The sequence below is a fragment of the Rickettsia monacensis genome (assembly GCF_000499665.2).
In the GTDB taxonomy this organism is placed as follows: domain Bacteria; phylum Pseudomonadota; class Alphaproteobacteria; order Rickettsiales; family Rickettsiaceae; genus Rickettsia; species Rickettsia tamurae.
The window spans coordinates 1,086,565-1,104,533 of sequence record NZ_LN794217.1 but is presented as its reverse complement, the minus strand read 5'-3'; the positions used below and the strand labels follow the sequence as shown (position 1 = coordinate 1,104,533).

The following is a 17,969-nucleotide window of genomic DNA, read 5'->3' as shown; positions in this document are numbered from 1 at the left end:
TGGAACCACGCAACGATGCCTTACTTTCACAGGATTAAGACTGTTTGTGCCTTAAGAAAGCATAAAACATTTGTAAAAACTATTCTATAAATAGTAATCAAGGGTGATTTGTGTCAAGTCAAAAATCTAAAAAAAAAATAAATATTTATATTGAATAAATTATTATTCTCGTGTCTACTTAGGTGAAGATTCTATACACTGAATATGGTGTCATTTTTTCAAAATAAGCATTATAAATAACGCCTACAACCCCATATTAGTACCTATAATGAACACGCTTAAAAAAAACAAATTTCAAATAACTATAAACAACAACCATAACAATTTACTTACTCCTTTCGGTAAAGCTATTCTGCGAGATCGATATCTTATGAAAGGTGAGGATTTTCAAGATTTATTTGCAAGAGTTTCTAGTTATTATGCCGAAAATAAACAGCATGCTCAGAAGTTATATGAATATATGAGTAAAATGTGGTTTATGCCGGCAACACCAATCTTAAGTAACGGCGGAACGGATAGGGGGCTTCCTATTTCATGCTTTTTGAATGAGACCGATGATAGCTTAGACGATATAGTAAATTTATGGACGGAAAATGTTTGGCTTGCTGCACGTGGCGGCGGGATTGGAAGTTATTGGGGTAATGTTCGTTCTATTAATGAAGGGATTCGTGATAAAGGTCATTCATCCGGTATTATACCGTTTATTAAAGTAATGGATTCTATGACTCTTGCTATTTCGCAAGGTTCTATTAGACGAGGTTCATCGGCTGTATATTTGCCTATTAATCACCCTGAAATTGAAGAATTTATCGATATAAGACGTCCGACAGGTGGGGATGTTAACCGTAAAGCTCTTAATATTCATCACGGTATAGCTATAACCGATGAATTTATGAAAGCCGTTGAAAACAATACGGATTTTGACCTTATTAGTCCTGCTACCAAAAAAGTCGTAAATAAAGTTAGAGCAAGAGATTTATGGGTTAAATTATTAACTACTAGAATAGAAACAGGTGAGCCTTACTTGTTATTTATCGATAGTGTTAATAAATCCATACCTGAGCATCATAAAAAATTAGGGCTTCAAGTTAAAATGTCCAATCTTTGTAGCGAAATTACATTGCCGACGGGAATTGATCATTTAGGAAAGTCAAGAACTGCTGTTTGCTGCCTTTCCTCTTTAAATTTAGAGTATTATGAAGAGTGGAAAGATGATAAAGAATTTATCCATTCTATTATGTTATTCCTTGATAATGTTTTAGAAGACTTTATTAATAAAGCACCGGATACTATGGCAAGAGCTAAATATTCGGCTTTGCGTGAGCGAAGCGTTGGGCTTGGTGTAATGGGCTTCCACTCATTTTTGCAAATGAAAAAAGTACCGATAGAATCGGTTATGGCCAAAGTTTGGAATAAAAAAATATTTGAATATATATCTGCTGAAGCAGATAAAGCCTCAATAGAAATCGGTAAAGAAAAAGGAGTATGTCCTGATGCTCTAGATGCAGGAAGTAATGAACGATTTAGCAATAAAACCGCAATAGCACCTACCGCCTCAATTTCGGTAATAGCAGGTAATGCCTCACCCGGGATAGAGCCGTTTGCCGCTAATAGCTTTGTACAAAAGACTTTAACCGGTTCTTTTAACGTGCGTAACAAACATTTAGAAAAATTATTAGAAGAGAAAGGATTTAATAATGATCAAGTCTGGTCTTCGATTGCAACACATGAAGGATCAGTGCAACATTTAACATTTTTATCCGAAGAAGAAAAACAGGTTTTCAAAACCGCTTACGAAATTGATCAGAATTGGCTAATTGAACTGGCAAGCGATCGTACTCCTTACATTACGCAAGCACAATCTTTAAACATCTTTTTACCGGGTAACATTAGTAAGAAATATTTAAATAATATTCATTATAAAGCCTGGAAAAAAGGAGTAAAAAGTTTATATTACTGTAGATCCACGTCAATACAACGAGCCGATAAAGTGTCGCATGATGTACCAAAAGCAGATTTTAAAGACTTAGAGAAACAAAACGATAAGTTAGCAGAAGCCGGTAACTACGAAGAATGCTTAGCTTGTCAGTAAGTATAATAAACTATGCAAAGATATTTAGACCCAACAAATGATGTAGCATTTAAAAAATTATTTACGGATAAAACAAGGTTACTAAGCTTTCTCAATAATATTATGAGGTTACCTGAAGAGTTAAGGATTATCGACCTTGAATATATTTCAAACGAACAAGTACCGGATTTAGGGCAGAATAAAAGAAGTATAGTAGACGTAAAAGTTAGAGATAACTCCGGCAATATTTATATTGTTGAGATGTAAAACGGCTATGCCGATGCCTTTTTAGCAAGAGTACAATTTTACGGTTGTATAGCATTTTCTTCGCAATTAAAAAGAGGAAAAGAATATGCTGATCTAGCTCCTGTAGTAATGGTAGTAATTACTTCTGGATTTCAGGCATTACCCGAGGAAAAAGAATGTATTAGCTATCATCAAACTATTAATGTCGGCAACGGTAAGCATCAACTTAAATGCTTGTCTTACGTATTTGTTGAATTAGACAAATTTACCAAAGAAGCAGATGAGTTAGAAAGCTTAGAAGATGATTGGTTATATATGATGGCTAAATTCGATAGAGCCAAAGAACCCCCGAAACATACAAAAGATGAAATAGTATTATCAGCCTATAAAACTATTGAACAATTTAACTGGAGCGAAGCAGAATATGATAATTATATTAAAGCGATGCTTGCTGCTCAAACGGAAGAAGTTAAATCAAAAAAGTAAATGAGGGGAAAGCTGATGGGAAAATTGAAATAGCAAAAAAATGCTAATTAAAGGAATGTTGCTAGAAGATATTATTGAGCTTACAGAATTATCTCCGGAAGAAATAGAAAAGTTAAAAGAATAGAATATGAAACAATACATAGATGTGACACCAAATCAAAAAAGTAAGTATACGAAGGTAGAGCTGAAAGCAAAATTGAAGCAGCAAAAAACGCATTACTTGAGGGAATTGATATAAATACTATATATAACGGGGTTATCAGTTACGGAAATAGAAAAATTAAAAGAATAAAAATAAAAGAAAAATTATGTCATTACTTGATGCAAGTCCAATTTATAAACCGTTTTCATATCCATGGGCATATGAAGCTTGGCACACTCAACAAAAAATTCATTGGTTACCGGAAGAAGTACCGCTTGCCGACGATGTTAAAGATTGGAAATATAACTTAACTCCAGGGGAAAAACATCTATTAACGCAAATATTTCGTTTTTTTACACAGGCAGATATTGAAGTGAATAATTGCTATATGAAGCATTATTCACGAGTATTTAAACCGACTGAAATATTAATGATGTTATCGGCATTTTCTAATATGGAAACGGTACATATTGCAGCATATTCACATTTACTTGATACGGTAGGTATGCCGGAAGTAGAATATTCAGCATTTCTTAAATATAAGGAAATGAAAGACAAGTATGATTATATGCAGCAATTCGGAGTGGATACCAAAGAAGATATAGCAACTACACTCGCAGTATTTGGAGCTTTTACTGAAGGATTACAGCTATTTGCTTCTTTTGCGATCATGCTTAATTTCCCTCGTTTTAATAAAATGAAAGGTATGGGTCAGATTATTGCTTGGTCAGTGCGTGATGAAACGCTTCATACTAATTCAATTATTACTCTGTTTAAGACTTTTGTAAGAGAAAACCCTGAAGTTTGGACGGAAACGCTGCGTAAACGTATTTATGAAGCTTGTACGACTATTGTGCATTTTGAGGATGCCTTTATTGAACTTGCTTTTGAAGTTGGCGGTATTGAGGGGTTAACGGCATATGAAGTAAGACAATATATTCGTTATATTGCCGACCGTCGTTTAATGCAGCTAGGACTCAAAGATGTATATTTGGTAAATCATAACCCGCTTCCTTGGCTTGATGAAATGCTAAACGGAGTCGAACATACGAACTTTTTTGAAAATAGAGCAACTGAATATTCAAAAGCAGCGACTACCGGTTCATGGGAAGAAGTATTCACTGACATGGATGCCAAAAGCGGAGGCTAAATAATATACTCAGATAGAACTTGAAAAATTGGCAGCAATGTCTTTGTAAGTCCTCGGATGCTGAACGTGTTGTGTCGAAGTATACATATTAACAACAAGAATAAAAAAAATTAAAAATACCTAATCTTTATTTTTAAAAATTTTTTAAAATAGATTTAGAATATTTAAAAATTTCGAGTAATTTTATGGCTGTTATAAATAATAAAAACTATCAAAAAGTTGTAGAAAAAGTTTTATCTTCTTCTAAAGCTAATAAAGTACTAAAGAGTGCAATTAAGGACTTATCGTCTTCAAAAAGTATAAGTTTAAGAACGATGTTACTCGGAGCAAGATTCGTTTTAACTAATCCTGTAAATACTTATAATCTTGTTAAGCTTGCTAACTCTTCTAAGATATATCTTGATCTGGAATTTCAAAAATCACTTCTTGAAAAATCTCCAATATGGGAATTTTTAAAAAAACATTCAGATGATTTGCCTAAAATAGGTCAAATCTTAGCAAATGCGGGCTTTAGAGAATTTCAAGATAAGAGTGCTTTAGATCAAAAGGGACTCGAAATACTAAAAGAATGTTTTAAAAATGAAAAAGTGCTGAAAAAACTTCAAGAAATTGCAGTTGAAGTAAAGCAAGAGCTACCGGACTGGAATAAAGTGACTTCTAGAAGTTTGGATATGCTGGTTACCGATAAAAACTTCAAAAAATTCTTTAATGAGAAGAGCGAAGATATTACGAATTATATACGTACCGGAGCAACTGAAATACTTCCAAGCGATTATATCAAAACTTTTGATGATATATTACAAAAACCTGAAAAGAAAAATTTATATTCATTAGTTATAAAAATATTTAATGAACATCCTGATTTTAAGCAAGAACTAGCTGAAAATATAAATAATACTCATTCTCTAAAAAGATTTAACAAACTATCTCCTGAAAAACAAATAATTATTGAAAATTTCTTAGCAGAAGCAAAAGAACAAGCTAAACCTTTCTTAAAAGAACATTTTGAAAGCTACAAAATCGATCTTAAAATTTTAGATATTATTCCTACTTTATTAAATAAAATTCCTGAGACAAAAGAGATTTTTGATGCTCTTAATGCTCCAAATCAAGGTGTAATGATATCTCTTGAGAAATCCTTAGAAAGGGTAGCGGGTGATGATAAATTAAAAAGTTTTTTTGCTAATAATAAAACAATCTTACCAAATATTGCTTTAGGTATTATTGAAAATACTCCTAGCGTACAAAGCATAACAAAAGAATATAATTTTGATAAACAAATGCTTAGTATAGTAGGCGAAGTTATGTCAAAGCCGGAAATTGCTCATGAGATTATTGCAGACTTAAATAAAGGCGATTATATGAGTTTAACCGGTAATATAATCTCTGCCCTTAATGATCCTTCATTTAAATTAAAAGATATATTAGTAGACCAAAGTAAAGAAGGTCTATTTGATAATTTAATTACAGGAGTTTTAGAACAAGATGAAAAAAATAGCCAAACTATAAAACAACAACTTATAAATTATGGTCTAGAAGCGAGTGATGTTATAAAGCTAACTAGCATAATGCCTATATTACTTGATAAACCTGAATCATTAAAAAAGGTTTTTCGAGATTTTATTAAAGGCGATTATACGGGAATGGCAAAAGAATTAATAGCTTTAACTAAAGACAATCCTGAAATTAAAAAATATTTAAATAATAATAGAGAAATATTTGCAAGTATTTTAGATAAAACTTTAGTGGACATACCAGGTATAAATAACCTTGATAAGAAAGAATTATATAATGTACTTCCATCAATGTTAAACCATCCTGATGAATTAGTTAAAGTTATAGAAGAGGTTGAAAAAAGTAATTATCGTGGGGCTGCTAGTGCTATATATAATCTAGCTCAAAAAACAAATTATTTTGAAGGGCAATTGCCGAATATTATAAAAGCAGGTTTTAGCTATGCTACTGAGAAAGTAAAAGACGTATTTAGTCCATCACAAGATTTTAAAGATAAAACTATAGATGAAATTACTCTTAGAAATAATTTAAATAAAATACAAAATGGAAAATTCAGCTTAAAGGGAGCTATATTAGTAGGTAATTTATCTAATATCGACTTCTCAGGCGTATCATTAAAAAATGCAGATTTAACTAAAGTAACTTCTTTAAAAGATTGTAATTTTAAAAATACTAATTTAACAGGTGCTAAATTACCTGATAATTTAATGCTACTTACTGATACTTACAATCTTGATAAGGCTATTCCTCCTTTAGTACCTAAACTAATTAAAGAACAACAAGCAAAATTAATTGATAAGGCAATTGATAAAGTATTTTTACAAATACAAGCTGAAGGAAAAAGAAATTTACTTAGTAAAAAAGAATTTGTTCAACAGGTAAAAATATTATATGAAGAAAATCAAACGATTAAAGACTATATTATAGAAAAACTAAATTCACTACCTATGAATATGGTTACTAACCTAGCTACTCCTAAAACAAATCAATATAAACATATTACAAATCATGTAAATTCTCCATTACAAATATTAAACCCTTTATATGAAAATATTGCAAATAAAAAAGATATTAAGAGTAATTTATTAGCAAATATTTTAAGCGAGAAAATATCACAAAAACTTTTTGATAAAGGTGATAATAGAGGTGAAGATTTTTATATGATTAATCAGATGCTAAAACCTATCGTTTCTGAATATTCTAAAGAGAATCCCGATAATATAAATAATTTTTTAGAGCCGAAAAATCTAGAAAAGTTAGCAAGTAATATTGCCTCTACTTTAAATTCTAAATCTAAATATACTTGGGCAGGCACTATTACCGGTGGAATTTATTTACCAAAAGAAATCTTCAATGAACAGTTAAAAGATAACTTTAAAAATGAGTTTGAAAACATTAATAAATTAAATGTTTTAAAAGAAGCACAAAGTATCGTCTCAAATTTAAATAGTAAGATTAATATTGTAGGATCTAAGACAAATGCACTTTCCATTACTCCTATTTCTAATAATAAAAAGAAAGAAGAAATACATAGATAACGCATTAATTATGGCTAAAGCGAGATAAAAAAGATATAAAAACTGTCATACCGGGACTTGTTCCCGGTATCCAGAAAACCTTAAAAAGTTTTGGATCCCATGGTCAAGCCACGGGATGACAAATTAATAGCTGTACAAGTTACGACTTAATCTGACAGAGTTGAGTAATCAGGCAGCTTGATGGGCAATCATCAAATTGTCTGATATTCTCTCTATATTACCAATATTTTTATCTATATTACCAATATTACCAATATTTTTATCTTTAGCAATATAAAGTGAATCTGTAAAAGATTGCATTGGTGTTTTACCAAAGCAATGTTTACCGGAATGAGGTCTTGCATTATTGTAACTCACAAGCCAGTTATCTATATCTGTTTGCAATTCATCAAGTGAATTATAAAATTTTTTGCGGAATAGAATGTGATAGCACTCTTCCTGCATAGTTTTATGGAAACGCTCACAGATACCGTTGGTTTGAGGACTATATGCTTTAGTTTTGGAATGATCGATATTCTCAATGCCAAGATATAGTTGGTAAGCATGGTTTTCTGGTTTTCCACAATATTCCGTACCTCTATCAGTTAATATTCTAAGCAGAGGGATATCATGGTTTGCAAAGAATGGAATAACCTTATCATTTAAGTGGTCTGCAGCTGTAATAGCCGTCTTTTCGGTATAGAGTTTACAAATAGCTACTCCTCAATAGGTATCGACAAAAGTTTGCTGATAAATACGGCCTATGCCTTTAATATTACCAACATAGTAAGTATCTTGTGAACCAAGGTAGCCAGGGTGCATAGTTTCTATTTCACCACTAGCTTCACGTTGGTTTTTAACTTTTTCAAGAACAGCAAGTTGATTATCACTTAAAACAATACCATCATTTGCTACTATAACCCCGATTATGGATAAGAAATACATGGTTTATTAGGTTTAAGTTGGTAAGCAATAAGAGCAGAGAATAGAGAAGTAAAGAAATTAATAGGTGATCGATGTCTGGAAGGAGTAATATTAAAATTCTCTTTTATGTAGCCAAAAATGGTTTCGATAATGAATCTCTTCCTTAAAAGGATTTTATCCAAAAGAGGTAATAAATAGTTTTTCATATCCTTTCTTATTCCGGTAATTTTTATTAAACCTTGCTTATAAAGTTTTGTAAACATTTTTTCTGAAATAAACTCCTTATCATCATAACACTTACCTTTTAGACCTTTTTTGATAACCATTGCTTCAAATGCAATTCTGTCATCAACATTACCTTTGGTAATTTTAACAGCAATAATTTCTCCCTTATCATTGATTATCATATGAAGCTTGAATCCAAAAAACCAATCGACAGAACTACGTCCCCTTTTTGCAAGATTATTAAAAGTTCTGTTAGAATTAATTCTGATATTTTTACATACTGCAAAATGTGTGGAATCTGCATAATAAATTCCCGTTCTTTTCCCACTTAAGTAATGTAACATCACAATCAATGGCAGAAATAATGAAGGAATAAGCTGAACAAATCTCTCATAACAAGGTGGATTCCTGAACAAATTACCATTAATAATAAAGTTTTGGTAATAAGCTTTTAAATGTTTATATGCACTAAAATGGTAAAAATCATTATTGAGAGTTCTTCACTTAAGGAAAGCTTACCTTCTCTAAATCTTTGCTTATTACTTTTCAGCAATTGATGTTTTACCCATTTCTCATAAATTTTACAAAATTTATCTACTATACAAAATATTGTAGTATATTTACACATGTTATTAAACCTTTATTTTACTCCTTCAGTGCCCTATTTATATAAGGTTTAATAACTCTTGCAACCTTCCTTCCTCTCTATTCCTTATCCATAATCGGGGTTAAGTTAGTCTCTAGAGCTTTTAGACGTTTTTTGAAACTTTCTAAATCATGACGTAACCACACAGATCTAACTCCGCCACCAGAAATGATTATCCCACTCTTGCGTAATTCATTAGCAGCACGTTCCTGACCAAATGCTGGAAATTCAACAGCTATATTAACTACAGCATCCTCTATATTTGCGGGCACACGATTCTTAATGCAAGCTTTACGTCTAGTCATCTCATATAGAGCTTCCCCCCTCCCCACCTTGATCATGGAGCTCTTTGTAACGATAAAATGTATCCCTGCTATAACCCATTACTTTGCAAGCTTGTGATACATTCCCTAATTGTTCAGCGAGTTTTAATAAACCGATTCTTGGCTTTATGATTTTTTCTTGATATGTTGTCATCTGACAGTCTCCTTTTTAGTAGGTTGTTAAAACTTGCCAGGTACTATCTTATCTTTTTTCTTCGTACCCAACAATCCTTAACTGTCAGATCAATTCTTTACTTTTACATAAATAGCATACCATTTTTATTTAACCCTAGCTATAGTACGTAAAATTTCTTAATATTTGTGCAAACTCTTCTTGGTTAGAATATTCTAATGTGGTTTTATCTTGTATCTGATTTTTAAACCAAGTAACTTGTCTTTTAGCATACTGACGGGTTCGTATTTGAGCTGCATTTAAAGCCTCATCTAAAGTGAGATTACCGTTTAAATAAGCTAAAATTTCTTTTATCCCTATTGCTTTTAAATTCGAATAATGTTGTGGGGTGAATTGTCTTTTTATTAAAGCAATTTCGTCAATTGCCCCTTCTTTAAATATCTTATCTAAACGCTCATCACATGTTTTATACAAAAATTTTCGCTCAGGATTTAAGAAGATAATTTTGAAATTAAAATCAGATAAGATTTGTTCTTTTAGCAAGGTTTGAAATGAAAAAATAGATTTACCGGTTTGCATGAATACTTCATAAGCTCTAATTAAACGTTGAGTATCATTTTGGTTTATTTTAGAAGCAGTAAGTGGGTCAAGCTTCTCTAATTTATTCCATAATTCTATATTGCCTATTTTACTATGCAATTCTCTAACTTCTTTGCGTAAATCCTCCATTATATCAGGAATATTATTATAGCCAAAAACTAGAGAATTGATATATAAGCCCGTTCCTCCTATTAATATGGGTAGTTTACCCCTGCCGGTTATTTCTTTTATTTTTTCTGTCGCAAGTTTTAGATATTTTATTACCGAGAAATCTTCTGTAATTGATAGAAAATTATATAAATGGTAATTAACTTCAGTTTTATAGCTTTTCGGAGGGGAGGCGGTAATAATAGGAATTTCCTTATAAACCTGCATTGAGTCGATATTAATGATTTCGCCGTTATAAGCTTTAGCCAATTCATGCCCTAAATAAGACTTCCCGCTAGCAGTCGGCCCGCATAATATAATTATATTCAAATGATTTGAAGAATTGTTTCTGCAAAACTTCGGAGGACTCGCATGCTCACCTATTAAGTATAGGCTGTGCGTGCTCGCTCCTCGTTTTACATTCCAATTCTTCAAATCATTTGAATATATTTCTTTCTTTGTCACTTGTTTAAACTATTTCATGTATTCGGTGTCATACCGTGGCTGACCACGGTATCCAGTCTTACGGAATTAGAATCGAAAATTTAATGTTTTTAATTTTTTCTAGATACCGTGGTCAAGCCACGGTATGACAACAAAAAGTACTGGATTCCTGCTTTTAGCTAGGAATGACATTAATACCCTTAAACGATTTCATACCGTTAGATGCTGCTACATCACTGTTAAGTTTAAAAATAAGAGGATCATTAGTAGGCTCAAGGTCTTTATTTTTTATTACCAATGGTGCCTTGTTGGTAATGTTAATATTTAATGTATTTGCACCTGTTGCTGTTATTGTAACTAATTTAGTATCAACAGATGATGTATCGATTAGGTCTGTTGTATATGAGATTTTAAACATATTATTTTTCCTTTATATTAATTTAATGTAAGAAAAATACATAAAATCATGATTTAGAAAGCAATAATTTTTTAATAATTAATTAATAGCCCGTATTTTTCAAGATATTTATTAATTATAGTTATTATTTTTTCTAAACCATCCTTATTAGCTGATTCAGCCCTTGCAACTATAATAGATTCTGTATTAGAGCTACGCAAGAGCCACCAACCATGCTTAGTATTTACCCGTACACCGTCAATATCGTTAAATTCTATTTTATCATCAAGTAACTTTTGCTTTATTTCTTCTATAATTTTTAGTTTTAACTCTGAAGAAACAAATATTTTAATTTCCGGTGTACTATAGCTTTTGGGTAACTCGTCTATTATCTCATCTAGAGTTTTATCCGATTTGCTAAGTAAATCTAAAAATCTAAGAGCTGCATAAATTGCATCATCAAAGCCAAAATATTTATCGGCAAAGAATATATGCCCGCTCATTTCACCGGCGAGTAAAGCCTTTGTCTCAAGCATTTTGCTTTTAATAAAAGGATGGCCTGTTCGCCATATTATAGGATTTCCACCGAATAATTTTATTTTATCAACGATGAACCGGCTGGCTTTTACATCGACTATTATAGTGGCATTTGGGTTTTCCTTTAAGATATCCTCAGCAAATATACATAAAATTTGATCACCGAATAATATCTTCCCGCTTGAGCTGATAATACCGATTCTATCACCGTCACCGTCAAAAGCTATACCAAGGTCACAATTTTGTTTTTTAACTAATTTAATTAGCTCTTGTAAATTAGCAGGGTTAGTAGGGTCGGGGTGATGGCTTGGAAAATTCCCGTCAATCTTACTATTTATGATTATATTCTTGTTAGCTAAATGTTTTTTTAGTTCTTCAATAATATTGCTGGTTGCTCCGTTACCGCAATCCCAAGCTACTTTTAATTTTGGATTAATATTTATTCCATCTAAAATACGTTTTAGGTATTTAGATTGGATGTCGTAAGGAGTTATTGTCATACTGCGGCTTGACTGCGGGATCCAGTTAATATCACTATGGATACCGTGGTCAAGCCAAGGTATGACATTAATCTTTGCTAGTAAATCCTGGATTTGAGGACCGAAAAAAGATTTGCCGTTTTGCAACATTTTAAAACCGTTATCGTCACGAGGGTTATGTGATCCCGTGACCATAATACTACCGACAGGCATAAAGTGTTTATTGGCAAAATATAAAACCGGCGTTGGAACTACGCCAATATTTATGATTTTAGCTCCTGCATCAGTTAATCCGAGTTCTAAAGCTTTACAAAGGGTAGGGGAGCTGAGCCGACCGTCTAAACCTATACAGATTTTATCGTTATCTTTCGTTATAGTCATCTCGGCGAAACAAAAGCCGATTTTATAAGCTACTTCTTCCGTTAAATCCTTAAGGCTATTACCTCGTATGTCATAAGCCCTAAAAATTTCTTTGTTAATTTGCATAAAAAACTGTTTTGAATGTTATTACATGGTTCGGAAAACGTATTCAATGTCATGCCGTGGCTTGACCACGCCATAAAAACAATTTATAGTAGTCAATTCTACTGGATCCCGTGGTCAAGCCACGGGATGACATCGAAAAGGATTGGATCCCCGCTTTTAGCTAGGGATGACATCGGAATCTAGAAGCTAAAGCTTTCTCCCAAATACACTTCCTTAACTTTCTTGCTATTTGCTATTTCCTTAGCACTTCCTTCTAATAATACTTTACCTTCAAAAATAACATAAGCACGGTCGACTATATCTAGAGTATCACGTACGTTATGGTCGGTAATTAATATGCCTATATTAAATTCACGTAAATAAGTAATTAGATTTTTGATATCGGAAATAGCAAGCGGGTCAATACCGGCAAGCGGTTCATCAAGCATGATAAATTTAGGCTCTATTGCAAGTGAACGTGCAATCTCAAGCCTACGCCTTTCACCGCCTGATAAGCTAGCAGCGGATGAATCTTTTAAATGAACTATCGAAAATTTCTCTAGCAAATTATGGGTTTTTTGTTCAATTACTTCTTTATCATTTTCAGATATCTCAACTACAGCTTTAATATTATCCTCAACTGATAATCCCCGAAATATCGAAGGTTCTTGAAGAAGATAACCGATTCCAAGCCTTGCTCGTAAATAAATAGGCAAGTTGGTAATATTTATATCATTTAAAAGTAATTGCCCTGAGCCCGGTTTCATTAAACCGATAATAATGTTAAAGCAAGTTGTTTTACCGGCTCCGTTCGGACCGAATAAACCAACTATCTCTCCTTGTTTTATATTCAGAGATATATCCGTTAATATATTCCTTTTTTTGTAGGATTTTGATATATTTTTAACTTGTAAGCTGTCCATCTTTTTTATTTGTTAAGATTTTGTTGCGTGGATTAATTTTCAACGTCATTGCGAGAAAATTACGTAAGTAATTGACGAAGCAATCCAGTTTCAAAATGCTAATCTTTAGCATTTTTTTAATTATTTTCTGGATTGCAACACTCCTTTCAGTCGCTCACAATGACGTACCAACGATAAATAGCTCTATTTCTTAATAATATCTACATAGTAGATTAGTTTATTAGTTTTTAAAACATTATCGTCACGCTGTAATATTACATTACCAAGTAGAATAAGTTGTTTATTATCGAAAAAATATTTAGCACTATCTGCAAGTAATAATTCATTATTTATTTTTCTTTCTACAGTCAATTTAGTAGGGACAACTACATGATCAATAGTTTGCTTTTCAGCTATTGTTTTATAAAAAATATATAATTCTTTCGTTCTAAGTATCGCATTATCGAAGTAAACAACAACATTTCCAAGATATTCTGCCTTTTGTTTGGTTCTATCAATAATTAAAGTATCAGATGTTATATGTAAATTTGAAATATTTTTATTATTAGCATATATTACGGTACTAATTATAAGAAGTAAAACAAGTTTAATAATAGACATCTTTCTAAACTTCGCTTCTAGAGGTAATTTAGACGTTGATCCGGTACTCGCATCCTCACGTATGTCTTCTATATACGCTGCGGTGCTGCGCTCCGTGTCTCCTTTAAATTCCTCTCTATAAGTTGGTTTAGAAAGATGTCTAATCCGATAAATCGATGATTGTAGAGACATTGCTTTTAAAAATTATAATATTATTTTCATCCTTCGTATTAAAACTATCCGAAGTAATTGAAGAGTTTTTGTAAAGTAACTTAGCAGGGGAATGACCGGTTATATTCTTATTTACTAAATCAATCCTTGCATCGTTAGTGTTAAATATGATCTCATCAAAAAAAAGTTTTACATCGTTTTTTAAATCTAATATGTTTGATTCTTCATCTAAAAAGCCTTCTTTCGCATTGATAATAAGAGTTTGGTCTTGATTTACGTTATAAATAGCATTTATTATATCTAGTTTATATTTGTTATCTGACTCTTTTATAGCTCGCTCAGTTTTAATCTTATACGCATTTAAATTTTTATTTACTCCCTCAAAAATTGAATCTTTCAATATAATATTATATTTAAAATCAAAATTTTTAGTATCTTTTAAACTTTTTTTTGTAACGTTAATATCGTTTTCTTCATTAATATAACCACTTTTAATTAATATATACCCTATATACAAAATTCCAACTATTATTAAAAGATATACAGATTTCCAAATTTTTTTTCGCCGTTTATAAGAAGAGGGCATAGATTTTAGCTAACTCCTATGCGTAGTAAATCATGAATATGGATAATGCCTATAATAACATTATCATCAACAATCGGTATATTAGTGATATTCTTGGCTTTCATTAAATTTAAAGCCTCTTTTGCAAATATTTCCGATGAGATATGAATAGGGTTTTTGGTCATAATGCTTGATGCTGTTTTTAAGTAGATTTGATCGTTAATATGACGACGTAAATCCCCATCGGTTATAATTCCCACCAAATTTTGGTTTTTATCTATTACAAGTGTACAACCTAAACGTTTTTTATTCATAACAATTATAGTTTCGGCAAAGGAAGTATCTTCATATACTAAAGGTATTTCATCACCGCTACGCATTAGGTTTTTAACTTTTGTTAAATTAGCACCGATTGTACCTCCCGGATGATAAATTTTAAAATCATCTTTAGTAAAGCCTCGTTTTTCATGTATAACAGTCATTAAAGCATCACCGAGTGATAACATTATTAAAGATGATATAGTAGGAGCTCCAATTACAGAAGCTTCCGGGTATTCAGGTACTATTAATAAAAAATCGCTTCTTTTAGCTAAAGTGGAATTTTTATTCATTGTCATCGCAGCAATTTTTATGGAAGAGTTCTTGCAATATTCAATTATATTAAATAGCTCTTTAGTTTCACCGGAATTAGATAGCATAATTACTAGATCATTTCTCGTCACCATACCTAAATCGCCGTGACTTGCTTCTGCCGGATGTAAATAAAAAGCAGGCATACCGGTTGAGGAAAAGCTAGCTGCTATTTTTTTTGCAATATAACCGCTTTTACCTATACCCGTTAAAATTACCCGTCCTTTGAAAGATAGTAAAAATTCTATAATTCTGTTAAAATCTTCAGGGATATTTTCGGATAATTTTTCTAAAGCACTTGCTTCACTAGAAATAACCCTCTTTGCGATAATGCGGTAATTATTTGTGTTGGTCATTTATTTACTCATTGTCATACCGTGGCTTGTCCACGGTATGACAAGATCAATTAAAATACTTACGTTCTGTAATTACTTCAGCCGTTTCAGTATTATTATCTTCATTCCAAGCTCGTTTTTTACTAGAATCACGTCGCTGCTCAGGTTCTGAATTTTCCTTAGCATTATTAATATTATTTTTTGGTTTTGGATTATTTGAAGATTTATCCTTATCGGTATTTTTAATAGTTAATTTTGCTTTGCCTTTATTATCAAAACCTATTAGCTTAACTTTTACTATATCGCCTTGTTTTAAAACACTACTAACCGTTTCTATTCTTTCTTCTGAAATTTTACTAATATGAACAAAGCCATCTTTATTACCTAAATAATTAATAAAAGCACCGGAATCTAAGACTTTCATTACCGTACCGTTAAATATTTCACCGATTTCAGGTTCAACGGCAATAGCTTTAATTTTATCTAAGGCAACTTTTAACTTACCTCTATCTGAAGCATAAACAGAAACGCTGCCGTCATCGCTTATATCTATTTTAGCACCGCTAGTTTCACAAATTTCCTTTATTACTTTACCGCCCGGTCCTATAATATCTCTAATTTTATCCTTATCTATTTTTATAGTAGTAGTAGAAGGAGCATTTTTACTTAGTTCGCTATTTGGTTTACTGATAACTTTATTCATTTGCTCCAGTATATGCAAACGACCGAGTCGTGCTTGCTCTAAAGCTACTTTCATTATTTTAAAATCTACTCCGGATATTTTGATATCCATTTGTAATGCAGTAATCCCTTCACTAGTTCCTGCAACCTTAAAGTCCATATCACCGAAATAATCTTCATCACCGAGAATATCCGATAATACGGCAAATTTTTTGCCTTCCTTAATAAGTCCCATAGCAATACCCGCAACCGGTGCTTTTATCGGTACGCCGGCATACATTAAAGCAAGAGAACTACTGCAAACAGTTGCCATTGAAGAAGAACCGTTAGACTCCGTAGTTTCGGCAACTACTCTAATAGAATAAGGAAATTGTACTTTATTAGGTAATATTGGATTGATAGCACGCCATGCGAGTTTACCGTGTCCGACTTCACGACGACTAGGTGCTTTCATCGGCATTGCTTCATTTACAGAGTAGGGTGGAAAGATATAATTAAGCATAAAACGCTCTTTATACTCACCCTCTAAACTGTCAACTATCTGCTCATCTAAACTAGTACCGAATGTAGTGCTAACTAAGCTTTGCGTTTCGCCTCTAGTAAATAAAGCTGAACCGTGTGCGGAAGGTAGTAAACCTATTTCACAAGCAATTTGTCTTATATCCGTGGTACTTCTTCCATCGATACGTCTATTTTTTTCTAAAATCTCGTTACGTAATATATCTGATTCAATAGATTTTAAAGCCGATTCGATTTGATAATTACTATATTTTTTATTTTCTATGTCGCTTACAAAATGTGTAAGAACTTTTTCAGGTATTAAATCTAAATTAGTGCTACGTTCTTGTTTAGATTTAATCGCAAAAGCTTGTTCAATTTCTTTTACAAATAACTTCTCAATTTCTTTCTTTAATGAGGCAGGATATAAATCTTGCATTTCAAGCTTTGGTTTTTTAGCTTCTTCTGCTAGTTCTTTAATTATCTTTATTACCGGCTGGAAGCTTTCAAATCCAAATTTTACAGCTTCTAACATTTGTTCTTCAGAGAGTAAATGAGCTTCCGATTCAACCATCATTACTGAATCTGATGTTCCTGCAACTACTAAATCAAGCTGACTTGTTTTTAATAATTCAAGTGCCGGATTTAAAACAAATTCACCGTTGATTAAACCGACTTTACTTGCAGCAACTATTTCTAGATAAGGAGCAGGGGATAGGCTCAGTGCAGCCGATGCGCCGATAATTGCAAGTATATCTACCGGAGTTTCAGGATCATATGAAAGAACACTGCAAGTTACATGCGTTTCATTCACAAAAGCCGGATGAAATAACGGTCTAATCGGTCTATCTATTAAACGAGATACTAAAACTTCTCTATCTGATGCTTTCCCTTCACGTTTAAAAAATCCTCCGGGGATTTTACCGGCAGCATACGCCATTTCTCTATAATTAATCGTTAAAGGAAAAAAGCTGATACCTTCTTTTGCTTTTTTAGCTACTACTGCTGTACATAATAAAACGGAATTACCCATTTTTACCGTAACTGCTCCGTCAGCTTGCCTTGCTATTTTACCTGTACTAAGCTCAAGAATTTTCCCGTCCCATGTAACACTCTTAGTTATTTCGTTAAACATCTATT

At 32.1% G+C, this 17,969-nt stretch carries 12 protein-coding genes and 5 pseudogenes; 5 read left to right on the top strand and 12 right to left on the bottom strand.

Features of this window, described 5'->3' with window-relative positions; genetic code table 11:
* Positions 1 to 268: 268 nt before the first annotated feature.
* The 4 genes and pseudogenes from RMONA_RS05770 to RMONA_RS05750 all read left to right on the top strand — a co-directional run bounded on the left by RMONA_RS05770 (position 269) and on the right by RMONA_RS05750 (position 7,148).
* Positions 269 to 2,092, top strand: coding sequence for a ribonucleoside-diphosphate reductase subunit alpha (locus tag RMONA_RS05770; RefSeq protein ID WP_023508161.1), 1,824 nt, complete (start codon positions 269 to 271; stop codon positions 2,090 to 2,092).
* Positions 2,093 to 2,104: 12 nt separating this feature from the next.
* Positions 2,105 to 2,803: pseudogene (locus RMONA_RS07450) on the top strand (Rpn family recombination-promoting nuclease/putative transposase).
* Positions 2,804 to 3,111: 308 nt separating this feature from the next.
* Positions 3,112 to 4,095, top strand: a complete 984-nt coding sequence (locus RMONA_RS05755; protein ID WP_023508164.1) for a ribonucleotide-diphosphate reductase subunit beta — start codon at positions 3,112 to 3,114, stop codon at positions 4,093 to 4,095.
* Between the two features lie 185 nt (positions 4,096 to 4,280).
* A complete protein-coding gene (locus RMONA_RS05750; RefSeq protein WP_023508165.1) occupies positions 4,281 to 7,148 on the top strand; it encodes a pentapeptide repeat-containing protein in 2,868 nt (955 codons plus the stop codon).
* Positions 7,149 to 7,316: 168 nt separating this feature from the next.
* Here RMONA_RS05750 and RMONA_RS08685 read toward each other — a convergent pair.
* The 7 genes and pseudogenes from RMONA_RS08685 to RMONA_RS11535 all read right to left on the bottom strand — a co-directional run.
* Positions 7,317 to 8,042: pseudogene (locus RMONA_RS08685) on the bottom strand (integrase core domain-containing protein); the annotation flags it as partial.
* A gap of 11 nt (positions 8,043 to 8,053) precedes the next feature.
* Positions 8,054 to 8,704, bottom strand: a complete 651-nt coding sequence (locus RMONA_RS05735) for an IS982 family transposase (RefSeq protein WP_242402864.1) — start codon at positions 8,702 to 8,704, stop codon at positions 8,054 to 8,056.
* Between the two features lie 301 nt (positions 8,705 to 9,005).
* Positions 9,006 to 9,399 (bottom strand): annotated as a pseudogene (locus RMONA_RS09835) (helix-turn-helix domain-containing protein); the annotation flags it as partial.
* A 135-nt stretch (positions 9,400 to 9,534) separates the two neighbouring features.
* The gene (gene miaA / locus RMONA_RS05725) at positions 9,535 to 10,590 is read right to left on the bottom strand and encodes a tRNA (adenosine(37)-N6)-dimethylallyltransferase MiaA (protein WP_023508166.1); all 1,056 of its coding nucleotides are present in this window, start codon (positions 10,588 to 10,590) and stop codon (positions 9,535 to 9,537) included.
* Between the two features lie 154 nt (positions 10,591 to 10,744).
* On the bottom strand, positions 10,745 to 10,987 hold the full coding sequence (locus tag RMONA_RS05720) for a hypothetical protein (RefSeq protein WP_023508167.1): 243 nt from the start codon (positions 10,985 to 10,987) through the stop codon (positions 10,745 to 10,747).
* A gap of 71 nt (positions 10,988 to 11,058) precedes the next feature.
* Positions 11,059 to 11,985, bottom strand: a pseudogene (locus tag RMONA_RS05715) (phosphomannomutase/phosphoglucomutase); the annotation flags it as partial.
* Between the two features lie 87 nt (positions 11,986 to 12,072).
* A pseudogene (locus tag RMONA_RS11535) lies at positions 12,073 to 12,468 on the bottom strand (phosphomannomutase/phosphoglucomutase); the annotation flags it as partial.
* A gap of 15 nt (positions 12,469 to 12,483) precedes the next feature.
* Between RMONA_RS11535 and RMONA_RS10495 the strand changes: the two are divergent.
* Complete coding sequence (locus RMONA_RS10495; RefSeq protein ID WP_231569242.1) at positions 12,484 to 12,651, top strand: hypothetical protein; 168 nt, start codon at positions 12,484 to 12,486, stop codon at positions 12,649 to 12,651.
* Here the strand turns inward: RMONA_RS10495 and lptB are convergent.
* From lptB to pnp, 5 genes are all read right to left on the bottom strand, one after another.
* Complete coding sequence (gene lptB / locus RMONA_RS05710; protein WP_023508169.1) at positions 12,648 to 13,370, bottom strand: LPS export ABC transporter ATP-binding protein; 723 nt, start codon at positions 13,368 to 13,370, stop codon at positions 12,648 to 12,650. The genes RMONA_RS10495 and lptB overlap by 4 nt on opposite strands.
* Positions 13,371 to 13,553: 183 nt before the next feature.
* Entirely contained in the window at positions 13,554 to 13,970 is a 417-nt protein-coding gene (locus RMONA_RS05705; protein ID WP_096001081.1) for an LptA/OstA family protein, read from the bottom strand.
* 139 nt (positions 13,971 to 14,109) lie between these two features.
* The gene (lptC, locus tag RMONA_RS05700; protein ID WP_023508171.1) at positions 14,110 to 14,706 is read right to left on the bottom strand and encodes an LPS export ABC transporter periplasmic protein LptC; all 597 of its coding nucleotides are present in this window, start codon (positions 14,704 to 14,706) and stop codon (positions 14,110 to 14,112) included.
* A gap of 5 nt (positions 14,707 to 14,711) precedes the next feature.
* Positions 14,712 to 15,671 carry a KpsF/GutQ family sugar-phosphate isomerase gene (locus RMONA_RS05695; RefSeq protein WP_023508172.1) on the bottom strand — a complete coding sequence of 320 codons (960 nt, stop codon included), beginning with the start codon at positions 15,669 to 15,671 and terminating at the stop codon, positions 14,712 to 14,714.
* 46 nt (positions 15,672 to 15,717) lie between these two features.
* Positions 15,718 to 17,964: a polyribonucleotide nucleotidyltransferase gene (gene pnp, locus RMONA_RS05690; RefSeq protein ID WP_023508173.1), complete on the bottom strand. Its 2,247-nt coding sequence runs from the start codon at positions 17,962 to 17,964 to the stop codon at positions 15,718 to 15,720.
* Between the last annotated feature and the right edge of the window lie 5 nt (positions 17,965 to 17,969).